Here is a 16,007-nt window from a genome sequence, read left to right on the forward strand (position 1 = left end):
ACGCACGGAGAGGTTGGCCGGTGCGGCTACTCAGCTGGTTGTCCGAGTCCATTGACGAGCGGCCGAACGCGGTCCAGATCAACGACCGGGGCGTGCCCTGGGTGGAGCTGCGGCGGCTCGCCGCGGCCGTCGCCGACGACCTGCACGGCCTGGATCGGGTGGCCGTCGAGGCCAGCACGGATCTGACGACGGTGGTCGGGGTCGCCGGGGCGCTGCTGGCGGGTACGGCGGTCGTGCCGGTGCCGCCGGACGCCGGGCCGCGGGAGCGGGACCACATCCTGCGCGACTCGGCCGCCGAGGCGGTACTCGTGCCGGCGCACGGGGAACATCGGGGCGACGACTACCCTGGCCGGCCGCTCATCCCGGTCGACCTCACCCGCCGGGCGGACAGCATCCGCCCGGAGCCCGACCCCGCCGACACCGCGCTGATCCTCTACACCAGCGGCACCACGGGGGCGCCGAAGGGGGTGGTGCTCTCCCGCCGGGCCATCGCCGCCTGCCTGGACGGGCTCGCCGACGCCTGGGACTGGGCCCCCGACGATCTGCTGGTGCACGGGCTGCCCCTGTTCCACGTGCACGGCCTGGTCCTCGGTGTGCTCGGCCCGCTGCGGCTGGGCGGCCGACTGCACCACGTGGGCCGGCCCACCCCGGAGCGGTACGCGGATGCGGCCGGCTCGCTCTACTTCGGGGTGCCGACCATCTGGTCCCGGATCGTCGCCGCGCCGGAGGCCGCCCGGGCCCTGCGCTCGGCCCGGCTGTTGGTTTCCGGCAGCGCCGCCCTGCCCACGGCCGTCGGCGCCGGCCTCACCGCACTGACCGGCCGCCGGGTCGTGCAGCGGTACGGCATGACCGAGACGTTGATCACGGTCAGCGCCCGCGCCGATGGTCCGCACCAACCGGACATGGTGGGGCTGCCGCTGCCCGGGGTTCGTACCCGCCTGGTGGACGACGACGGCGCTCCGCTGCCCGCTGACGGGGAGACGATGGGTGAGCTGCAGGTGTGCGGACCCACCCTCTTTGACGGGTATCTGCACCGGCCGGAGGCCGATGCGGCCAGCCACACCTCCGACGGGTGGTTCCGCACCGGCGATGTGGCCACAATTGGTCCGGACGGCTGGCATCGAATCGTCGGCCGGGCCGCCACTGACTTGATCAAGAGCGGTGGCTATCGGATCGGCGCCGGCGAGGTGGAGGACGCGCTGCTGGCCCACCCGGGAGTCCGGGAGGCCGCCGTGGTCGGCGTCCCCGACTCCGACCTCGGCCAGCAGGTGACGGCGTACGTGGTAAGCGACGGCGTAACGGAGTCGGAGTTGATCGACTTTGTGGCCCGGCAGTTGTCGGCGCACAAGCGTCCGCGGCAGGTACGGCGGGTCGATGCCCTACCCCGCAACGCCCTGGGCAAAGTGCAGAAGTCTCGCCTGACCACGGAGTGATCGACGGCACCGACCCGACCTCGGAATTCGATCTGGCCGGGGTGCGGAAACCGTTGCCGGAGTCACTCAGATCCAAAACCCGACAATTAAGATCGTTAATCTCAGGATGATGAATAAATTGACATACATGTAAACAGTAAGTTAACTTAACTGAGAGAGCGCTCTCGTGATCCCACCGCCACCATCCCTGGAGGTCACGCGAATGAGCCGCAAACTAGGCGCACTGATGGGTCTCGCCCTCAGCACCTGTCTCGTTGTCGCCGCCACCCCCACCGCCGCTCCCGCCGCCAGCCCGACCGTCATCTCACCTGCGGGCGCGACCGCCACCTCAACGATCCCCGCCAGGCCGGCCGCCGCACCGGCGATGGTCCCGGCCGGCCAACTCGACGCACTGCGTCGAGACCTCGGCCGGACCGCCGAGGAGTTGGCCGCGCGACTCGCCGTTGACGCCACCGCGGCTGCGATCGAGCCACGGATGCGGGCCGAGTTGGCCGAGGCGTACGCCGGAACCTGGGTCACCGCCGACGGGCGCGCCACGGTGGTCGGGTTGACCGACCCCACCCGCGCCGACCAGGTCCGCGCGGCCGGCGCGGAGCCCCGGATCGTCACCCGCAGCCTCGCCGAGCTGCGCGGGCTCACCACCAAGCTGGACCGACGGGCGGCGGTCGCCGGCGCCGCGGTGCATGCCTGGTATATCGCGCTGCCCAGCAACACGGTGTCGATCGAGGCCAGCAACACCGCGGCGGCCACCACGTTCGCCCGCGCGGCAGGGCTGCCCGACGACGCGGTATCGGTGGTGGTCGGCAACGACGCCTACCGCCCGCTCTACGACATCCGCGGCGGCGACCAGTACGTCATCAACAGCCGCCTGATCTGCTCGATTGGCTTCGCGGTCGCTGGCGGGTTCGTCACCGCCGGGCACTGCGGCAACGTCGGCGAGCCCACCACCGGCTCCGGGGTCGCGCAGGGGGTCATCCGGGGCTCCTCGTTCCCCGGCGACGACCTCGGCTGGGTCGAGACCAACGCCAACTGGACCCCACGGCCGTGGGTGTCCACCTACGACGGCAATGTGGTCACGGTGACCGGCTCGCAGGAAGCCGCGGTCGGCGCCGCGGTCTGTCGCTCTGGCCGGACCACCGGTTGGAAGTGCGGCACCATCACCGCCAAGAACGTCACCGTCAACTACTCCGCCGGCCCCGTCTACGGGATGGTCCGCAGCACGGCCTGCGCCCAACCCGGCGACTCCGGCGGCCCCTTCGTCGCCGGCTCCCAGGCACAGGGCGTCACCTCGGGTGGCTCGGGCAACTGCACCACCGGCGGCAGCACCGTCTACCAGCCGGTCAACGAGATCCTGTCCCGCTATGGACTGTCACTGACCACGTCGGGGGGCGGATCAACCCACCGAATCATCGGTCTCGCCGACAAGTGCGTTGACGTGCCGGGCGCCAACGGGGCCGACGGCCAGTACCTGAACCTGTGGCACTGCAACGGCACCAACGCCCAGGACTGGACGCTCCCGGGCGACGGAACGATCCGGGCCTTCGGCCTCTGCATGGACGTGGCCTGGGGATCGGTCGAGAACGAAGCGGTGGTGCAACTGGCCTACTGCAGCGGCAACCCAGCCCAGCAGTGGGTGTTCACCAGCGCGGGAGAACTCGTCAACCCCCAGGCGAACAAGTGCCTTGACGTCAAGTACGGAGACAGCTCCGACGGCGCTCGGCTGCAGACCTTCCAGTGCCACGGCGGCGCCAATCAGCAGTGGCGTCTCGGGTGAGGAAATCCGCACCCCACATCGCTGATATTGCGAGAGCTAAGCGATAGGAGGGCGGAACTGCGGTGCACGTGTCTGCGTCCACCGCAGTTCCGCGTCGGAGAATCACCGCTGCGATGACCCGGTCACTTGACCGAGATCTGCCCCAACCGATCGATGTCGTCCCGCAGCGCGGCACGTACCGTCACCCAGGTGTCGTCGCCGGGGTAGAGCGCGCTGCGCAGGTATGCCGTGGTGAGCTGCTGGACGAGGGCGACTCGTTCGGGACTTTCGTCGGTCGTTTCCGTGACGGTGTAGCCGGCGACTCCACCCAGGGAGTGCTCCGCCCCGTGCAGGGTCAGCAGGCTCTTGGGGCCGGGGCTCAGGTGGTACGGATCGGTGAACCAGTCCGGCCCGCGTACGGAGAGCGGCGACTGGTCCTTGTCCCCCGCGACCACGAGAGCCGGCGTCGTCATCTCCGCGAAGCTCGGGCTCATGAAGGGGAAGTGCTCAGCCGCGAATGGACTCAGGTCGGCCCCGCCGGTGCCGGTTGTGGAGAGCAGCACACCGGCGGTGACTCGTGCGTCGGACATGTTCTCGCCGGGAAGGCCATCAGCTCCGATGACCCGCGCGCCCAGCAGCATGCCGACCGTCTGGCCACCCCAGGAGTGTCCAGCCGCGGCGATCCGGCCACGGTCGAGTCGCCCGGCAAGACCGGGAACGGTGGCCTCGATCAGGTCGAGGTGGTCGAGCATGCGCTTCAGGTCAGCGACGCGGAAGCGCCAGATCTCCGGGTGCCGAGGATCATCGGGCGTGATGTTCAGCGTACGGGAGTCCAGGTGGGTGGGCTGGGCCACCACGAAGCCATGAGCGGCCCAGTAGTCGACCAGCGGGGCGTATGCCCGCATCGACTTGCCGAAGCCGTGCGAGAAGATGAGGATTGGTAGTTCGCGTCCAACCACGGGGGCCGAGATCCGTATCTGCAGGTCCTCGCCACGGTCCGCGGCCGGCAGGGTCACCGGACTGACCGAGACGATCGGGGTGGGCGCTCCTGCCGCTACGTCGCTGTTAGACATGGATGAAGCTCCTTGATAGTGCTGGGTGATGCGCATACGTGGACCTGAGCGGTCGGTCCGCCGCGCAAGCAAGCGGAACTACGTTCCGCTTGCCCAACAATACGGAACTTGGTTCCGTATCCAATCGACTGTGATGGAGGTAATAGCATCGTGGGCGCACCCGACCGCGGGCCGCAGACATCCGCGCGGAAGCGGGCCGATGCCCGACGCAACGAGCAGAGCCTGCTCGACGCGGCCGCCGCTGCCTTTCTCGCCGCCGGCGTGGACGTGCCGGTACGCGAAATCGCCGTCCGGGCCGGGGTGGGGGTCGGCACGATCTACCGCCACTTCCCGACCCGCACCGACCTCGTCGTCGCCGTCTACCGGCACCAGGTCGAAGCCGCCGCCGAGGCTGGCCCGACCCTGCTGGCGGCGAGCGACACCCCGTACGCCGCCCTGACGCGATGGATCGACCTCTTCGTCGACTTCCTGGTCACCAAGCACGGCCTCGCCGAAGCGCTCCAGTCCGACGACGCCGCCTTCGCGGCGCTGCACGCCTACTTCCTCGACCGCCTCGTCCCCGTGTGCGCTCGGCTACTCGACGCCGCGGCCACCGCGGGTGAGGTCCGCCCCGACGTGGCGCCCTACGAACTCCTGCGCGGCGTGGGCAACCTCTGCATCGGCGCGGGTCGCGACCCCCGCTACGAGGCACGCCGCCTGGTTGAGCTCCTCATCGCCGGGCTGCGCCCCTGACCTGGTCACTCCCGCGCACAATCGCACCCCGCGAGCGCTGCCCCGCGCCGCCCGGCCAACCGGTGTCAGTCGCCATCGGGGACGGCGAACTCCCGTAGCTGCCCGTCGTCGATCCGCAACCACCGCCGTACCCCGATCTCGGTGAGGAACCCTTCGTCGTGGCTGACCACCACGAACGCCCCCCGGTATGCCTGTAACGCAGTCTCCAGCTGTCGAATGCTGACCAAGTCAAGGTTGTTGGTCGGCTCGTCGAGCAACAACAGGTGCGGAGCCGGCTCGGCGTACAGGACGCAGGCGAGCGTGGCGCGCAGCCGCTCCCCACCGGAGAGCACCCCGACCGGCAGGTGCGCCCGCGCTCCCCGGAACAGGAACCGGGCCAACAGGTTCATCCGTTCCGACTGCGGTCGGTCCGGCGCGTACTGGCCGAAGTTCTCCGCCACTGTCATGTCGGGGTCGAGTAGGTCGAGGCGCTGCGACAGGTAGGCCAGCCGACCGTCTGCCCGCCGCAGAGTTCCGGCGTCCGGGGGCAGGGAGCCGTCCAGCAGACGCAGCAGGGTCGACTTACCGACGCCGTTCGGGCCGGTGAGCCCGATCCGCTCCGGGCCCCGGACGGTCAGGTCGACGCCCTCGCCGGCGAAGAGGCCGCGGACCCGCAGCCCCTTCGCCTCGACGAGGGTACGCCCGGCGGGCACCGCCGTGTCGGGTAGTTCGACGGTGATGCTGGCGTCGTCGCGCAGCGCGCGACTGGCCTCGTCGAGGCGGGCCCGCGCGTCGGCGACCCGAGCGGCGTGCGTCTCATCGGCTTTGCCGGCCGACTCCTGGGCACGCCGCTTGAGGCCACCGGCGATGACTTTGGGCAGTCCGGCGTTCTTGACGTTGCGCGCGGCGTTGTTGGAGCGGCGCTCGGCCCGCTCACGGGCCTGCTGCATCTCCCGCTTCTCCCGCTTGACCTCAAGTTCGGCGGAGCGGACGTGCCGTTGGGCGGCCTCCTGGGCGGCCTGCGTCGCCTCCTGATAGGCGGTGAAGTTCCCACCGAAGAACCGGACCTCACCCGTGTTCAACTCGGCAATCCGCTCCATCTGGTCCAGCAGTGCCCGGTCGTGGCTGACCACCAGCAAGGACCCGGACCAGTCCCGCAGGACGGCGTACAGGCGGTGCCGGGCGTCAATGTCGAGGTTGTTGCTGGGCTCATCGAGCAGCAGTACGTCGGGGCCACGCAGCAGCTGGGCGGCCAGCCCGAGGGCGACGATCTGGCCGCCGCTGAGCGTACCCAGCTGGCGGTCGAGGGCGAGCTCGCCGAGCCCGACCCGGTCCAGCTCGGCGCGGCTGCGCTCCTCGACATCCCAGTCGTCACCGACCGCGGCGAAGTGTTCCTCGCGAGCATCGCCAGCTTCGATGGCGTGCAGGGCGGCGACGGTCGTGGCGACGCCGAGCACCTCCGCGACGGTCACGTCACCGGCCAGCGGCAGGTTCTGCGCCAGATAGCCAAGGGTGCCGTTGACCGTGACGTGGCCGGCGGTGGGCTCGAGTTCGCCGGCGATCAGCCGGAGCAGGGTGGTCTTGCCGACCCCGTTGGGCGCGACCAGGCCGGTACGCCCGGCGCCGACGGAAAAGGACAGGTCCTGGAAGACGGTGGTGCCGTCGGGCCAGGCGAAGGAGAGACGGGTGCAAACGACGGAAGCGTCGGACATTGACAGGACCTCGCGGGTGAGGTGGGCGCACCGGGGCTGCCCGGGGGGAAGGTTTAAGGACGACGGGACAGCCAGGGCTGCGGTGTCACTGATGCGCACCCGCTCACTGGCTGGACACTCCGGGATCACCCGGAGATGTCGTCGTCACCTACCACGTCTGCGCTCCCCGGGTCCGAGCCGACGACTACCGCGTCAGCCCGATTCGATGCCGGCCCGATCAGACGCGCCGGCCCCACTTGATGCCGGCCCATTGGGTACCGACCCGATTCGAGGCCCACATCCTAACAGTGGCGGGCCGTCAGCGCCTCCCGCTGCACCGACAGCCCAACCGCGGCATGGTCCGTCCCCGCGAGTGTGCCCTGGCTCAGGTGCCGGCCGACGCACCAGCCTCGGGCCGGTCTTCGGCGGCCGTGCTGGTGTTCGCGCGGGTGCTGTGCAGGCTCCACCCGATGGAGACTGCGATGGTCGCCACGATCATGCCGAGGGTGACCGGAATGGGCAGCTTGCCGACCGGGGTCTCGGAGAGGATCAGCTTGACGCCGGCGAAGGCGAGCAGCACGGCCAGACCGTAGTGCAGGTGCACGAACCGGCGCAGCAACCCGGCGAGGCAGAAGTACAGGCTGCGCAGGCCGAGGAGGGCGAACGCGTTCGCCGCCCAGACGATGAACGTGCTGGTGGTGATCGCCAGAATCGTTGCGACCGAGTCGAGGGCGAAGATCAGATCGGTTGCCTCAACCGCGATCAACACCACGAACAGCAGGGTGGCCACCCGCGTACCGTTGATCCGGGTAAAGAACCGGTTGCCGTGGTAGGCCGAGTCGGTGGGAATGATCCGGCGGACGATCCGGACGACAAGGTTGCGGTCCGGCGGCGTCTCTCCGCCGTGGCGGAAAGCCATCTTGTAGCCGGTGAGGATCAGAAACGCACCGAACAGGTACGCGGTCCAGTAGAAGCTCTCCAGCAGTTCGGCGCCGACGATGATGAACACCATCCGGAACACCAGGGCACCGATCACGCCCCAGAACAGCACCTTGTGCTGAAACGCGGCCGGTACGGCGAAGTAGCCGAAGATCAGCGCGAAGATGAACACGTTGTCGATCGAGAGCGCCTTCTCGATCAGATAGCCGGCGAAGTAGGTACCGGCCACGTCGCCGCCTTGCCACACCCAGAGGATGCCGCCGAAGGCCAAGCCGGCAGCGATCCAGATACTGGACCAGATAGCAGCTTCCCGGAAGCCGATGACATGGTTGTCGCGGTGAAAGAACAGGTCGATTGACAGCATTACGGCGACGGCCAAAATGAGGATGGCCCAGACCCACCAAGACACGGACACGGACGGAGTGACCCTTTCGACCAGCCGAGCCCACGGCAGCGGGCCGGCACTACTCGGTCGAAGGTCTTCCCGGGCCACCGCGGCAACCGGCGACCGCGCCGCCGAGACCCGGATAGGCCGGATCCGTACTGACGACGGCGCGTCGTGCGTCGGGTACTCCCCCTCGAACTACGCTCTAGTATTCACGAAGCAAAGTTCCTCTGTCAACTCCGTGGAGCTATAGTCACGATGCCGCAATCGCATCTTGGGGGTGCCTATATTGGCGGCAACACATCGGACGAACGACGGGATGGTGATCATGGCCCAGGCGGCCCAGCCCAGGACGACGGACGGGGCGAAGGGGTGGACCTTCCTGACCAATCACGCGCATGTGCTGCTGGCCATCGCCCGAGAACCGACAACGCGACTGCGCGATGTCGCCACCGCTGTCGGCATCACCGAACGCGCCGCACAGACCATCGTCGCCGACCTGGAAGCCGCCGGCTACCTGCACCGAGAGCGGGTCGGCCGGCGCAACGCGTACACCGTCAACCCGGCCGGCCGGTTCCGGCACCCGGCCGAGGCCGACCACCGCATCGGCGAGCTGATCAACCTGTTCACCGGCGCACCGAACCCCTGACCCGTTCCGCCCACCACCCGGCCAGGACACGAGGAGCACGTACGAATGAGGATCGGGGTCTCCGGAACGCACGGGACCGGAAAGACGACACTGGTCGAGGCGCTGCGCGCCCGGCTACCCGGCCACGTGGCGGCCGACGAGCCCTACTACCTGCTCGAAGAGGAGGGGTACGAGTTCCAGTTTCCACCGTCGCCGGCGGACTACCGGGCGCTGATGGCCCGCTCGGCGCGAAGTCTCTGCTCGCCACCATCGCCGTCCGCCACGATCTTCGACCGCACCCCGTTGGACTACCTGGCGTATCTGGTGGCGAACGGTGCGGACCCCTCGGAGGAGGCCGATCACACGCCCCTCCGGGCCGCCTTCACCCACCTCGACCTGCTGGTCATCACGGTGATCACACCCGAGACGGAGCGACTGCTCCCCGGGACGGAGTGGCCCGGCCTGCGGGCACGAATGAATGACGCACTACTGGAACTCGTCTATGCCGACCCGCTGGACGCTTGGCCGGACACGCCGGTGCTGGAGCTCAACGGGCCGCTAGCTGGCAGAGCCGACCTGGTCCTCGGCGCCGTCGCGCAACTCAGCTAACCGGGATCGGGAGCGGCGTCGACCGGGCCGGCGAGGGAGACCAGTTTCCGCACCGTGTTCCAGCTGCGCAGAGTCATGTTCGCGCTGAGCTTGTGGGCGCGGATTGCCTTGCCGAGGGGGGAGTTCTGGGGCCCATCGGCGAACCACAGATAGCAGGTACCGTCGCGGACCATGATCCGGTCCGCGCCGAGCTTGTTGGGATCGATCGAGTCCAGGCGTTCCTGGGACGGCGCGGGGTCACAGAACCCCACGTGGAAGTAGCTCGGCGCGCGCTCCGCTTCCTCGGGCATGGGATTGCGCTCGATGACCGCCTCGACCAGGGCGCGACTGCGCACCATGACGGCGATCGACAAACCGAACGAGTCGCTGATCCCCTTCTGGATCTTTCGAGCCACTGCGGCCGAGTCCGCGTCCGGCGTCGTGACTACGGCGTTCCCGCTGTTGAGCAACGTCCGCACGTCCAGGTAGCCGAGGTCGGTGAGCAGTGCGGTGAACTCGGCCATCGCGATCCGGTTGTGCCTACCGACATTGATGCCCCGCAACAGGACGATGTGCCTGGCCATAGCCCCCCCTCGACTCGTCAGATGATAACCGGGCTGCGGCGCTCCAGCAGCACCACGTCGCGCCACCGGCCGTGCTGACGAGCGACCCGCTCGCGGGTACCGACGACCCGGAAGCCCGTACGGGTGTGCAGGGCCAGGCTGGCTGTGTTCTCCGGGAATACGCCGGACTGGATGGTCCAGATCCCGGCTGCCTCGGTGGCGGCGATCAGCGTGGTGAGCAGCAGCCGGGCGATACCGCGCCCCTGCTGCGTGGGGTCGACGTAGACGGAGTGCTCCACCACTCCGGCATACACACGGCGGGTGGAGACCGGCGACACGGCGATCCAGCCCAGAGCCGTGCCGCTATCGTCAACGGCGACGTAGCGGTGCTCCGGTAGCCGGCCGGCATCAAATTCCGTCCAAGTCGGGGCCTGGGTTTCAAGGCTGGCGTCGCCGGAGTCGAGGCCCGCCTGGTAGATCGCCAGGATGGTGTCGGCGTCCTCGCGGCGCATGGGCCGCACAGTGATGTCATTCATCAGCACTCCTCGGCTCGGTCCGCCCGAAACGCCGGATCGCGCCCGAGCGATGAATCCCCCCGTTGAGCATCTTTCTCACGTCTGTCAAGAAAACGCTGGCGGGACGATTCACTTGCACGCTGATTCGAGAGGTGTCAACCTAGACGAATGCCGAAGCAAGCGACACCGCTCCCCCACACCGTCCTCGGCGACGACACACCCTGCTGCCCACCCCTGGCACAGCAGCGCGTTCCGGCGGAGGTCGCCACCGCACTCGCTCCGGCGTTCAAGGCACTCGGCGATCCGGTGCGGCTCCAGCTGATGTCGATGATCGCTTCCGCCGAGAACGGCGAGGCGTGCGTGTGCGACCTGACCCCCGCCTTCGATCTGAGCGGGCCGACGATCTCGCACCACCTCCGGACACTTCGCGAAGCGGGGCTCGTGGACGCCGAGCGGCGGGGCACCTGGGTGTACTACCGAGCCCGGAAGGCCGTCCTCAACCAGCTGGCGGCGCTACTCGCCAGCGGCGGCGGGACGACAGCCCCGTAGGCCAAAGCACCACCTCGCACCGCCCGGCTCTACCACCACTTCCACCCGACATCGTCGTCACCCAGTCGCGAAACTCCTACGACTAGAGTCGGTAAACTTGACACACTCCTCTCATCTGGGCATGAAACACCTTTTCGGATGAGGAGCAGCCATCGTGCGCGACTGGAGCCACCTGGTACCAGGCTGGGCACTGTTCCTCACCTTCCTGACGTTCTTCGTCGGAATCGCGGTGCTGGGTGCGCTCCTGCTACACGGGCGGGCCAGGCGGACATTCGGCGACGAGCCGAAGTGGCTGAACTTCATCACACACACCATCATGATCAGCGGTACCTTCTACGCGCTCCTGCTCGCCCTGACCGCCTTCTCCGCGTACGGGACCTACACCCAGGCCGGCCTCGCTGTCGCTACCGAGGCAGCGGACCTGAGCGCCCTCTACCGCACGGTGTCCAAGCATCCCGAGCCCGCCCGAACTCAACTTCAGGGCCTGCTACGCGCCCATGTCGACTTCATGGTCGACGAGGCCTGGCCCGCCTACCAGCGAGGAAACAGCGCGGATGGCGAGCTCAAGGCGGAGAACAACGTTCACGACGTGTTGCTGATGTTCAATCCGAAGTCAGAGAAGGACGGGCAGCTCAACAGTCTCGCCCTGTCGGAGCTGGAGAAGTGGAGCGAAGCGCGCCAGCTCCGCTACACCTACACCACCGCCGCACTTCCAACGACACTGTGGTTCGCACTCCTGTTCGGCGCACTGGTCGTCATTCTGCTGTCCTGCTTGATCCCAACCCGGACCCGGCGCACTCTCATCTTCCTCGTATGCGCCGTCGCCACCATGGTCAGCCTCCTGCTCTTTGTGGTCGAGGGCATCGACGAGCCGTTCCGGGGATCAATGATCGTTTCCGTCGATCCCTATCTCAAAGCCGGACACACATTCAACTGACCGTCGCGCTCCGATCGTCTGCCACCGAGGAGGACGCGGCCACCGCCGAGGCAGCTTCCTCCGTAGCTGCCGGCACAGGCACCGAGGTCTGTTGTGGATGGCGCGGCGGGAGCTGGCCCAGCCCCCTGGCGCACCTTTGGTTCACTGGCGCCACGGCCGGGGCCGACGCTGCTGGCTGCCCAGCTGCGAACCGGCCCACAAAGGCACCGGGCCCTGGGAGCACGTCGGTGTCATGACGCGGGACGGTACCCTGACGGGCCGATTGCAGGTTCCTTCACGCACTAGCTACTCTCTGCCACCCCGGGAGGGCAACATGACAGAACAACCGCCGACGCCGCACTCCTCGCCGACGCCGCACTCCTCACCGGCACCGCACTCCTCACCGGCACCGAACCCGATGCCGGGCCACCCGCCGTATCCGCCGTATCCGCCCTATGCGCACCCTGCGCCATTCAACACCTACGCGATTCTCGCGTTGGTCCTTGGTGCGATGGTGTTTCCGCCGCTGGGCATCTACTTTGGCAACAAGGCCAAGGGCCAGATCGCTCAGACGGGCGAACGCGGTGTTGAACTAGCCACGGCTGGTGTCATAGTTGGTTGGATCTTCACTGCCTTCTACGGACTGCTCTTCGTCGTCTGGTGTGGCATGGCTGCGGTCTTCGTTGGCTCATCAGGGGCATGACCCTGAGGCGAACCACCGGCAACGCGATAGCCGTTGAGTGATCGCGCGCCCCACTCTGGTCGTCGTGAGCGGGCCTCCCGGTTCGGGGAAGACCACTCTCGCGCACGCACTTGCCCGAGCGATCGGCGCTCCGGCGATCTGCCGGGACGAGATCAAGGAAGGAATGGTGCACACATCGACGCCCGCCTCCGGCCTGGTCACGGCGGGACCGACCGACGAGTTTGCGCGACGGACCCTAACGACCTTCTTCGGCGTTTTGGAGTTGCTGCTTCGCGCCGGAGTGACGACCGTGGCGGAGGCCGCCTTCCAGGACCGACTCTGGCGGCCGGGCCTGCAACCATTGAGGGAGGTTGCGGAGCTTCGGGTCGTGCACTGCGCGGTTGACGCAAACACGGCGTGGACGCGGATTCGACAGAGGTGGGATTCGAATCCGCTCCGCCGCGTCCACGCTGACCTTCAGGACCCCACTGACCACCCCCTTCGTCATGCGAGGTTTGACCGCGTCGCGCTGAACGCCCCAATCCTCGAGGTCGACACCACCGACGGCTACCAACCGCCACTCTCGAAAATTGTCGCGTTTGTAGACAAGTCGCGGTAAGTCCCACAGCGGAATAGCGCAGCAATACGTGACCTCCATAGGGCAGCAGCCGGCTGCTGGTGCAGCAACGGGCCGGATGCGGGCGGGCGGCGCGCTCCGGGTTGCTTGCCGGAGCGCGCTGCTCGAGGGGAGGAAATAGGCTTCAGACGGGTTCGCCGAAGACTGTCTTGACCAAGGTGTCCAGTGCCGGTGGGAGAGCTTCGGCTGGGTTGATCGCGGCATCTCCGGTGGTCAGCCCGGCGGTCATGGTCCGGCGGCCGTCAAGGGTACTATACATCAGCGCGCCGTAGCCGCCGGGTGCCCCGCCGTTGTGGTGGTAGATGATGCCCGCCGGACCCAGATCCTGCCGAACACGCCCAGGCCGTAGTCGATCGGCCCGGCCGGCTTGCGCAATTCGGCCAGCAGCGGGGCGGGCAGCAGTGGGCCAGCGTTGAGGGCGGCGAAGAAGACGTTCAGATCCCGCGTGATCGAGATGGAGCCGCCGGCACCGAGCAGCATGGACAGGTTCTGCCGGGAGAAGTCGGCCACCGTCCAGGCGTTGCCGTCCTGGTAGCGGTAGTAGCCGTGGGCGTACGGCTCGGGCAGGTCGGTGATGCCGCCGGCCAGCACGGTGTCGTGCAGACCAGGAGCGTCCCAGTTGGGCGTCCTCGACACCCTCTTCTTAGACAGCCGGTCCAGCCGCAAACGACGACGTATGGGCGGCGCGAGCATACAAGGGGCACCCCTCCGGCCCTAAGGGCGCTTCGCGTCGCCTGCGACCGCCCTACAGGCGCCCCTTGACCCCGGAGCACTGCGCGGCCCCGTAGACGCCGACACCGGGCAGGCACCTGACAGCGCCCCACCCACCACCGCACCACCCAAAGCAGCCAAGACGACCGAAGCCTGTCCAGAAACAAACATTAAAGGCGACTCGCGAAGTAGGTCTGGTCCAAAACTGCTTCACTAAAACAAGAAGCGGCCCGGCCGAAGCCGGGCCGCGCGCACGCCTGGCGAAGCAGAGCGCTTCCAATCTGCGCATACCGACATGCACACACGACCCAGGCCATTGTATTGATGGCTTTAGACTGACTTGATCAACTGACATCAACCGCGACAGCAACGCCAGCGCATTACGTCGTACGCGAGCGCAGCCCACGCCCGGCGCATGGACGACCCGCCAATGTCCAGGTTGGTGAAAGAAGATGGAAGTCCCGCACCTTCCGTCACCAATACAGATCTTGAACAATCTGAGTCAGCGCCAATTTCAGCCGACACGCTATCCCGCATTAGGGGGTTTCGAAACGGTGCGACCAGAGTTGAATGCGTTGCTCAGCATCCGGGCCTTCTCCTGATCCGGCCCTTCCTCAAAGGTCCCTTCATTGTCTGCCAGGAAGTCCCTCCATGCGCCACGCTCACGCTCCATCAAGTCATCATTGTGCGAGGGGTTTTCAATCATGCTGCGATACTCCCACAGCGCACTAATTCCAAATATCCCCTCATCTCGCTTAACGAAGCTCCAGCCAGAAGGAAGTTTGGCATCGGTAAAATCGAACAGTTCAACGTGAGCCCAGATCGGCCGAACACCGTCATTCAAGACAAGGAGCATGAGATTTCCTCGACTGATAGCCATTGCGTAGACCGCGTAGGCACCGTCGACCGTTAACTGAAATTCAGTTGACTTGAAGTTTCCGCTCCGGCTTAAGACTGATTCCGGCAAGTCACTGCCACGAGTTCCAACACAGATTACACGCATAACCATCAGTCGACCGCTCCCGGAACCCAGTCCTTCACCTTGAGGTCGTCAACTGCACCTGTCGTAGCCTGGTATTGGTAATGAATTTCCACTTCATCAATCGTCCGGGTCATCTTTTGCGAACCTTTATCGGCCGGCCATCTCGGATCCGTTTGCGGAACCCTCGCCAATCTTTCACCGGCCTCTGGATTATGCCTCACTTCCAGCAGAAAATCCTCTTCCCAGTCGACGTGAGGTCGTCGCACAGTGCTGCCCCGCGATGGATTTTGCACAGGCCCAAGACACGAACCCGTATTGTGTACGAGGACCGGCGTGTTGCCGGCTACCACATATTACGTGTGGAGCCGGTGGCGACGTCACGCTAGGTAGTGACGGGCCTCACCTGCACGTTCGCTCACGGATCAAGCCGTCGAATATCAGCATCGTTGATGGTGACAGCAGTCATGACAGCAACACCGACGCACGCTCGGCTACAGGTACGAGCCGTTGACCCGACCACCACCCGTGAGTGCCAGGCAACGGGACCACCTCCCGGCTCAATCGCACCGCCCCGGCGTCACACCCCGCTCGGTGAGTGGTGGTCCTTGGCCGTGAGCCCATTGCAGCCGGATAGGGACGCGGGACGGCTCATGAGTAGACGTCTTTGCGGTGCCCGACGGCGTGGATGGTCAGCTCGTTGCCGTCGAGGCGGTAGAGGACGCGGTAGTCACCGACGCGCAATCGGCGCCCGGATCCGTCGCGCATCTCGGTCGAGTTCTGTGGGCGCGGGGTCGGAGACCAGGCCGAGGATCGCGCTCAGGACGGTCAGGAAGACGTTGCGGGGCTGCTTGTGCAGCCACACCAGCACGTCCCGGTCGATCTGAACCTTCACGCCGCCGCACCGCCGGCCCGGTCGGCGAGCAGCGCCTCCACCTCACGAGGATCCACCCCAAGCGACTCCAGAGCCGCCGACAACGACACGAACTCACCCTCGGCACGGGACCGAGCAATCACCGCAGCGTCCCGACGATCCCGGAACGCCTCAATCTCCTCCCACTCGTCAATACCCACCAGGACGGCCACGGGCCGCTCGTACTTCGTGATGATCACCGGCTCACCAGTGCGCTCAACCCCGTCCAGCACCCGACCCGCGCCATCACGGAACTCCCGCAACGTAATCCTCGTCATGCACCACACCGTACCATGCGGTACCGTTTGACATGAGAAGAAGCGGCGCAGCCCGAGACCCCG

18 protein-coding genes and 1 pseudogene are annotated in these 16,007 nt (G+C 67.1%); 9 read left to right on the top strand and 10 right to left on the bottom strand.

Going from position 1 to position 16,007, the window contains the following annotated elements; translation table 11 throughout:
* The first annotated feature begins 20 nt into the window (after positions 1–20).
* Positions 21–1,433, top strand: coding sequence for an acyl-CoA synthetase (locus B116_RS0106825; RefSeq protein ID WP_027659589.1), 1,413 nt, complete (start codon positions 21–23; stop codon positions 1,431–1,433).
* Between the two features lie 202 nt (positions 1,434–1,635).
* Positions 1,636–3,207 carry a ricin-type beta-trefoil lectin domain protein gene (locus B116_RS0106830; protein ID WP_027659590.1) on the top strand — a complete coding sequence of 524 codons (1,572 nt, stop codon included), beginning with the start codon at positions 1,636–1,638 and terminating at the stop codon, positions 3,205–3,207.
* Between the two features lie 122 nt (positions 3,208–3,329).
* Here B116_RS0106830 and B116_RS0106835 read toward each other — a convergent pair whose 3' ends face one another.
* Positions 3,330–4,259, bottom strand: a complete 930-nt coding sequence (locus B116_RS0106835; protein WP_027659591.1) for an alpha/beta hydrolase family protein — start codon at positions 4,257–4,259, stop codon at positions 3,330–3,332.
* Between the two features lie 150 nt (positions 4,260–4,409).
* On the opposite strand from B116_RS0106835, the gene B116_RS0106840 reads away from it, so the two are divergent.
* On the top strand, positions 4,410–4,991 hold the full coding sequence (locus B116_RS0106840; RefSeq protein WP_018721860.1) for a TetR/AcrR family transcriptional regulator: 582 nt from the start codon (positions 4,410–4,412) through the stop codon (positions 4,989–4,991).
* A gap of 65 nt (positions 4,992–5,056) precedes the next feature.
* Here B116_RS0106840 and B116_RS0106845 read toward each other — a convergent pair whose 3' ends face one another.
* Positions 5,057–6,682, bottom strand: a complete 1,626-nt coding sequence (locus tag B116_RS0106845; RefSeq protein WP_027659592.1) for an ABC-F family ATP-binding cassette domain-containing protein — start codon at positions 6,680–6,682, stop codon at positions 5,057–5,059.
* A gap of 364 nt (positions 6,683–7,046) precedes the next feature.
* Positions 7,047–8,015, bottom strand: coding sequence for a TerC family protein (locus B116_RS0106850; RefSeq protein ID WP_027659593.1), 969 nt, complete (start codon positions 8,013–8,015; stop codon positions 7,047–7,049).
* 289 nt (positions 8,016–8,304) lie between these two features.
* On the opposite strand from B116_RS0106850, the gene B116_RS0106855 reads away from it, so the two are divergent.
* Together B116_RS0106855 and B116_RS0106860 are read left to right on the top strand one after the other, a co-directional pair.
* Positions 8,305–8,634 (top strand): helix-turn-helix transcriptional regulator, encoded by a 330-nt coding sequence (locus B116_RS0106855; RefSeq protein WP_027659594.1) that lies wholly within the window; start codon positions 8,305–8,307, stop codon positions 8,632–8,634.
* A gap of 45 nt (positions 8,635–8,679) precedes the next feature.
* Complete coding sequence (locus tag B116_RS0106860; protein ID WP_027659595.1) at positions 8,680–9,222, top strand: AAA family ATPase; 543 nt, start codon at positions 8,680–8,682, stop codon at positions 9,220–9,222.
* On the opposite strand, the gene B116_RS0106865 is transcribed toward B116_RS0106860, so the two are convergent.
* Both B116_RS0106865 and B116_RS0106870 read right to left on the bottom strand, forming a co-directional pair.
* Entirely contained in the window at positions 9,219–9,785 is a 567-nt protein-coding gene (locus B116_RS0106865) for a DUF1697 domain-containing protein (protein ID WP_018721855.1), read from the bottom strand. The genes B116_RS0106860 and B116_RS0106865 overlap by 4 nt on opposite strands.
* Before the next feature lie 17 nt (positions 9,786–9,802).
* Positions 9,803–10,300: a GNAT family N-acetyltransferase gene (locus B116_RS0106870; protein WP_027659596.1), complete on the bottom strand. Its 498-nt coding sequence runs from the start codon at positions 10,298–10,300 to the stop codon at positions 9,803–9,805.
* 147 nt (positions 10,301–10,447) lie between these two features.
* On the opposite strand from B116_RS0106870, the gene B116_RS0106875 reads away from it, so the two are divergent.
* The 4 genes from B116_RS0106875 (at position 10,448) to B116_RS24770 (ending at position 13,045) form a co-directional block, all read left to right on the top strand.
* Entirely contained in the window at positions 10,448–10,828 is a 381-nt protein-coding gene (locus B116_RS0106875; RefSeq protein WP_027659597.1) for an ArsR/SmtB family transcription factor, read from the top strand.
* Positions 10,829–10,982: 154 nt separating this feature from the next.
* Complete coding sequence (locus tag B116_RS0106880; RefSeq protein WP_027659598.1) at positions 10,983–11,765, top strand: bestrophin-like domain; 783 nt, start codon at positions 10,983–10,985, stop codon at positions 11,763–11,765.
* Positions 11,766–12,162: 397 nt separating this feature from the next.
* Positions 12,163–12,447, top strand: coding sequence for a DUF4190 domain-containing protein (locus B116_RS0106885; RefSeq protein WP_027659599.1), 285 nt, complete (start codon positions 12,163–12,165; stop codon positions 12,445–12,447).
* 37 nt (positions 12,448–12,484) lie between these two features.
* The gene (locus B116_RS24770) at positions 12,485–13,045 is read left to right on the top strand and encodes an AAA family ATPase (RefSeq protein ID WP_027659600.1); all 561 of its coding nucleotides are present in this window, start codon (positions 12,485–12,487) and stop codon (positions 13,043–13,045) included.
* Between the two features lie 142 nt (positions 13,046–13,187).
* On the opposite strand, the gene B116_RS28605 is transcribed toward B116_RS24770, so the two are convergent.
* The 5 genes and pseudogenes from B116_RS28605 to B116_RS0106915 form a co-directional block, all read right to left on the bottom strand.
* Positions 13,188–13,322 (bottom strand): hypothetical protein, encoded by a 135-nt coding sequence (locus B116_RS28605; protein WP_263404862.1) that lies wholly within the window; start codon positions 13,320–13,322, stop codon positions 13,188–13,190.
* Entirely contained in the window at positions 13,322–13,699 is a 378-nt protein-coding gene (locus B116_RS24775) for a hypothetical protein (RefSeq protein ID WP_027659601.1), read from the bottom strand. The genes B116_RS28605 and B116_RS24775 overlap by 1 nt, the downstream gene beginning before the upstream one ends.
* A 601-nt stretch (positions 13,700–14,300) precedes the next feature.
* Positions 14,301–14,630 carry a hypothetical protein gene (locus B116_RS27330; protein ID WP_155255722.1) on the bottom strand — a complete coding sequence of 110 codons (330 nt, stop codon included), beginning with the start codon at positions 14,628–14,630 and terminating at the stop codon, positions 14,301–14,303.
* 774 nt (positions 14,631–15,404) lie between these two features.
* A pseudogene (locus tag B116_RS27335) lies at positions 15,405–15,648 on the bottom strand (type II toxin-antitoxin system RelE family toxin).
* On the bottom strand, positions 15,645–15,944 hold the full coding sequence (locus B116_RS0106915; RefSeq protein ID WP_188116001.1) for a type II toxin-antitoxin system Phd/YefM family antitoxin: 300 nt from the start codon (positions 15,942–15,944) through the stop codon (positions 15,645–15,647). Before B116_RS0106915 ends, B116_RS27335 begins: the two are co-directional and overlap by 4 nt.
* Between the last annotated feature and the right edge of the window lie 63 nt (positions 15,945–16,007).

This window comes from Salinispora fenicalii, from assembly GCF_000514815.1.
GTDB classification, from domain to species: Bacteria; Actinomycetota; Actinomycetes; order Mycobacteriales; family Micromonosporaceae; genus Micromonospora; species Micromonospora fenicalii.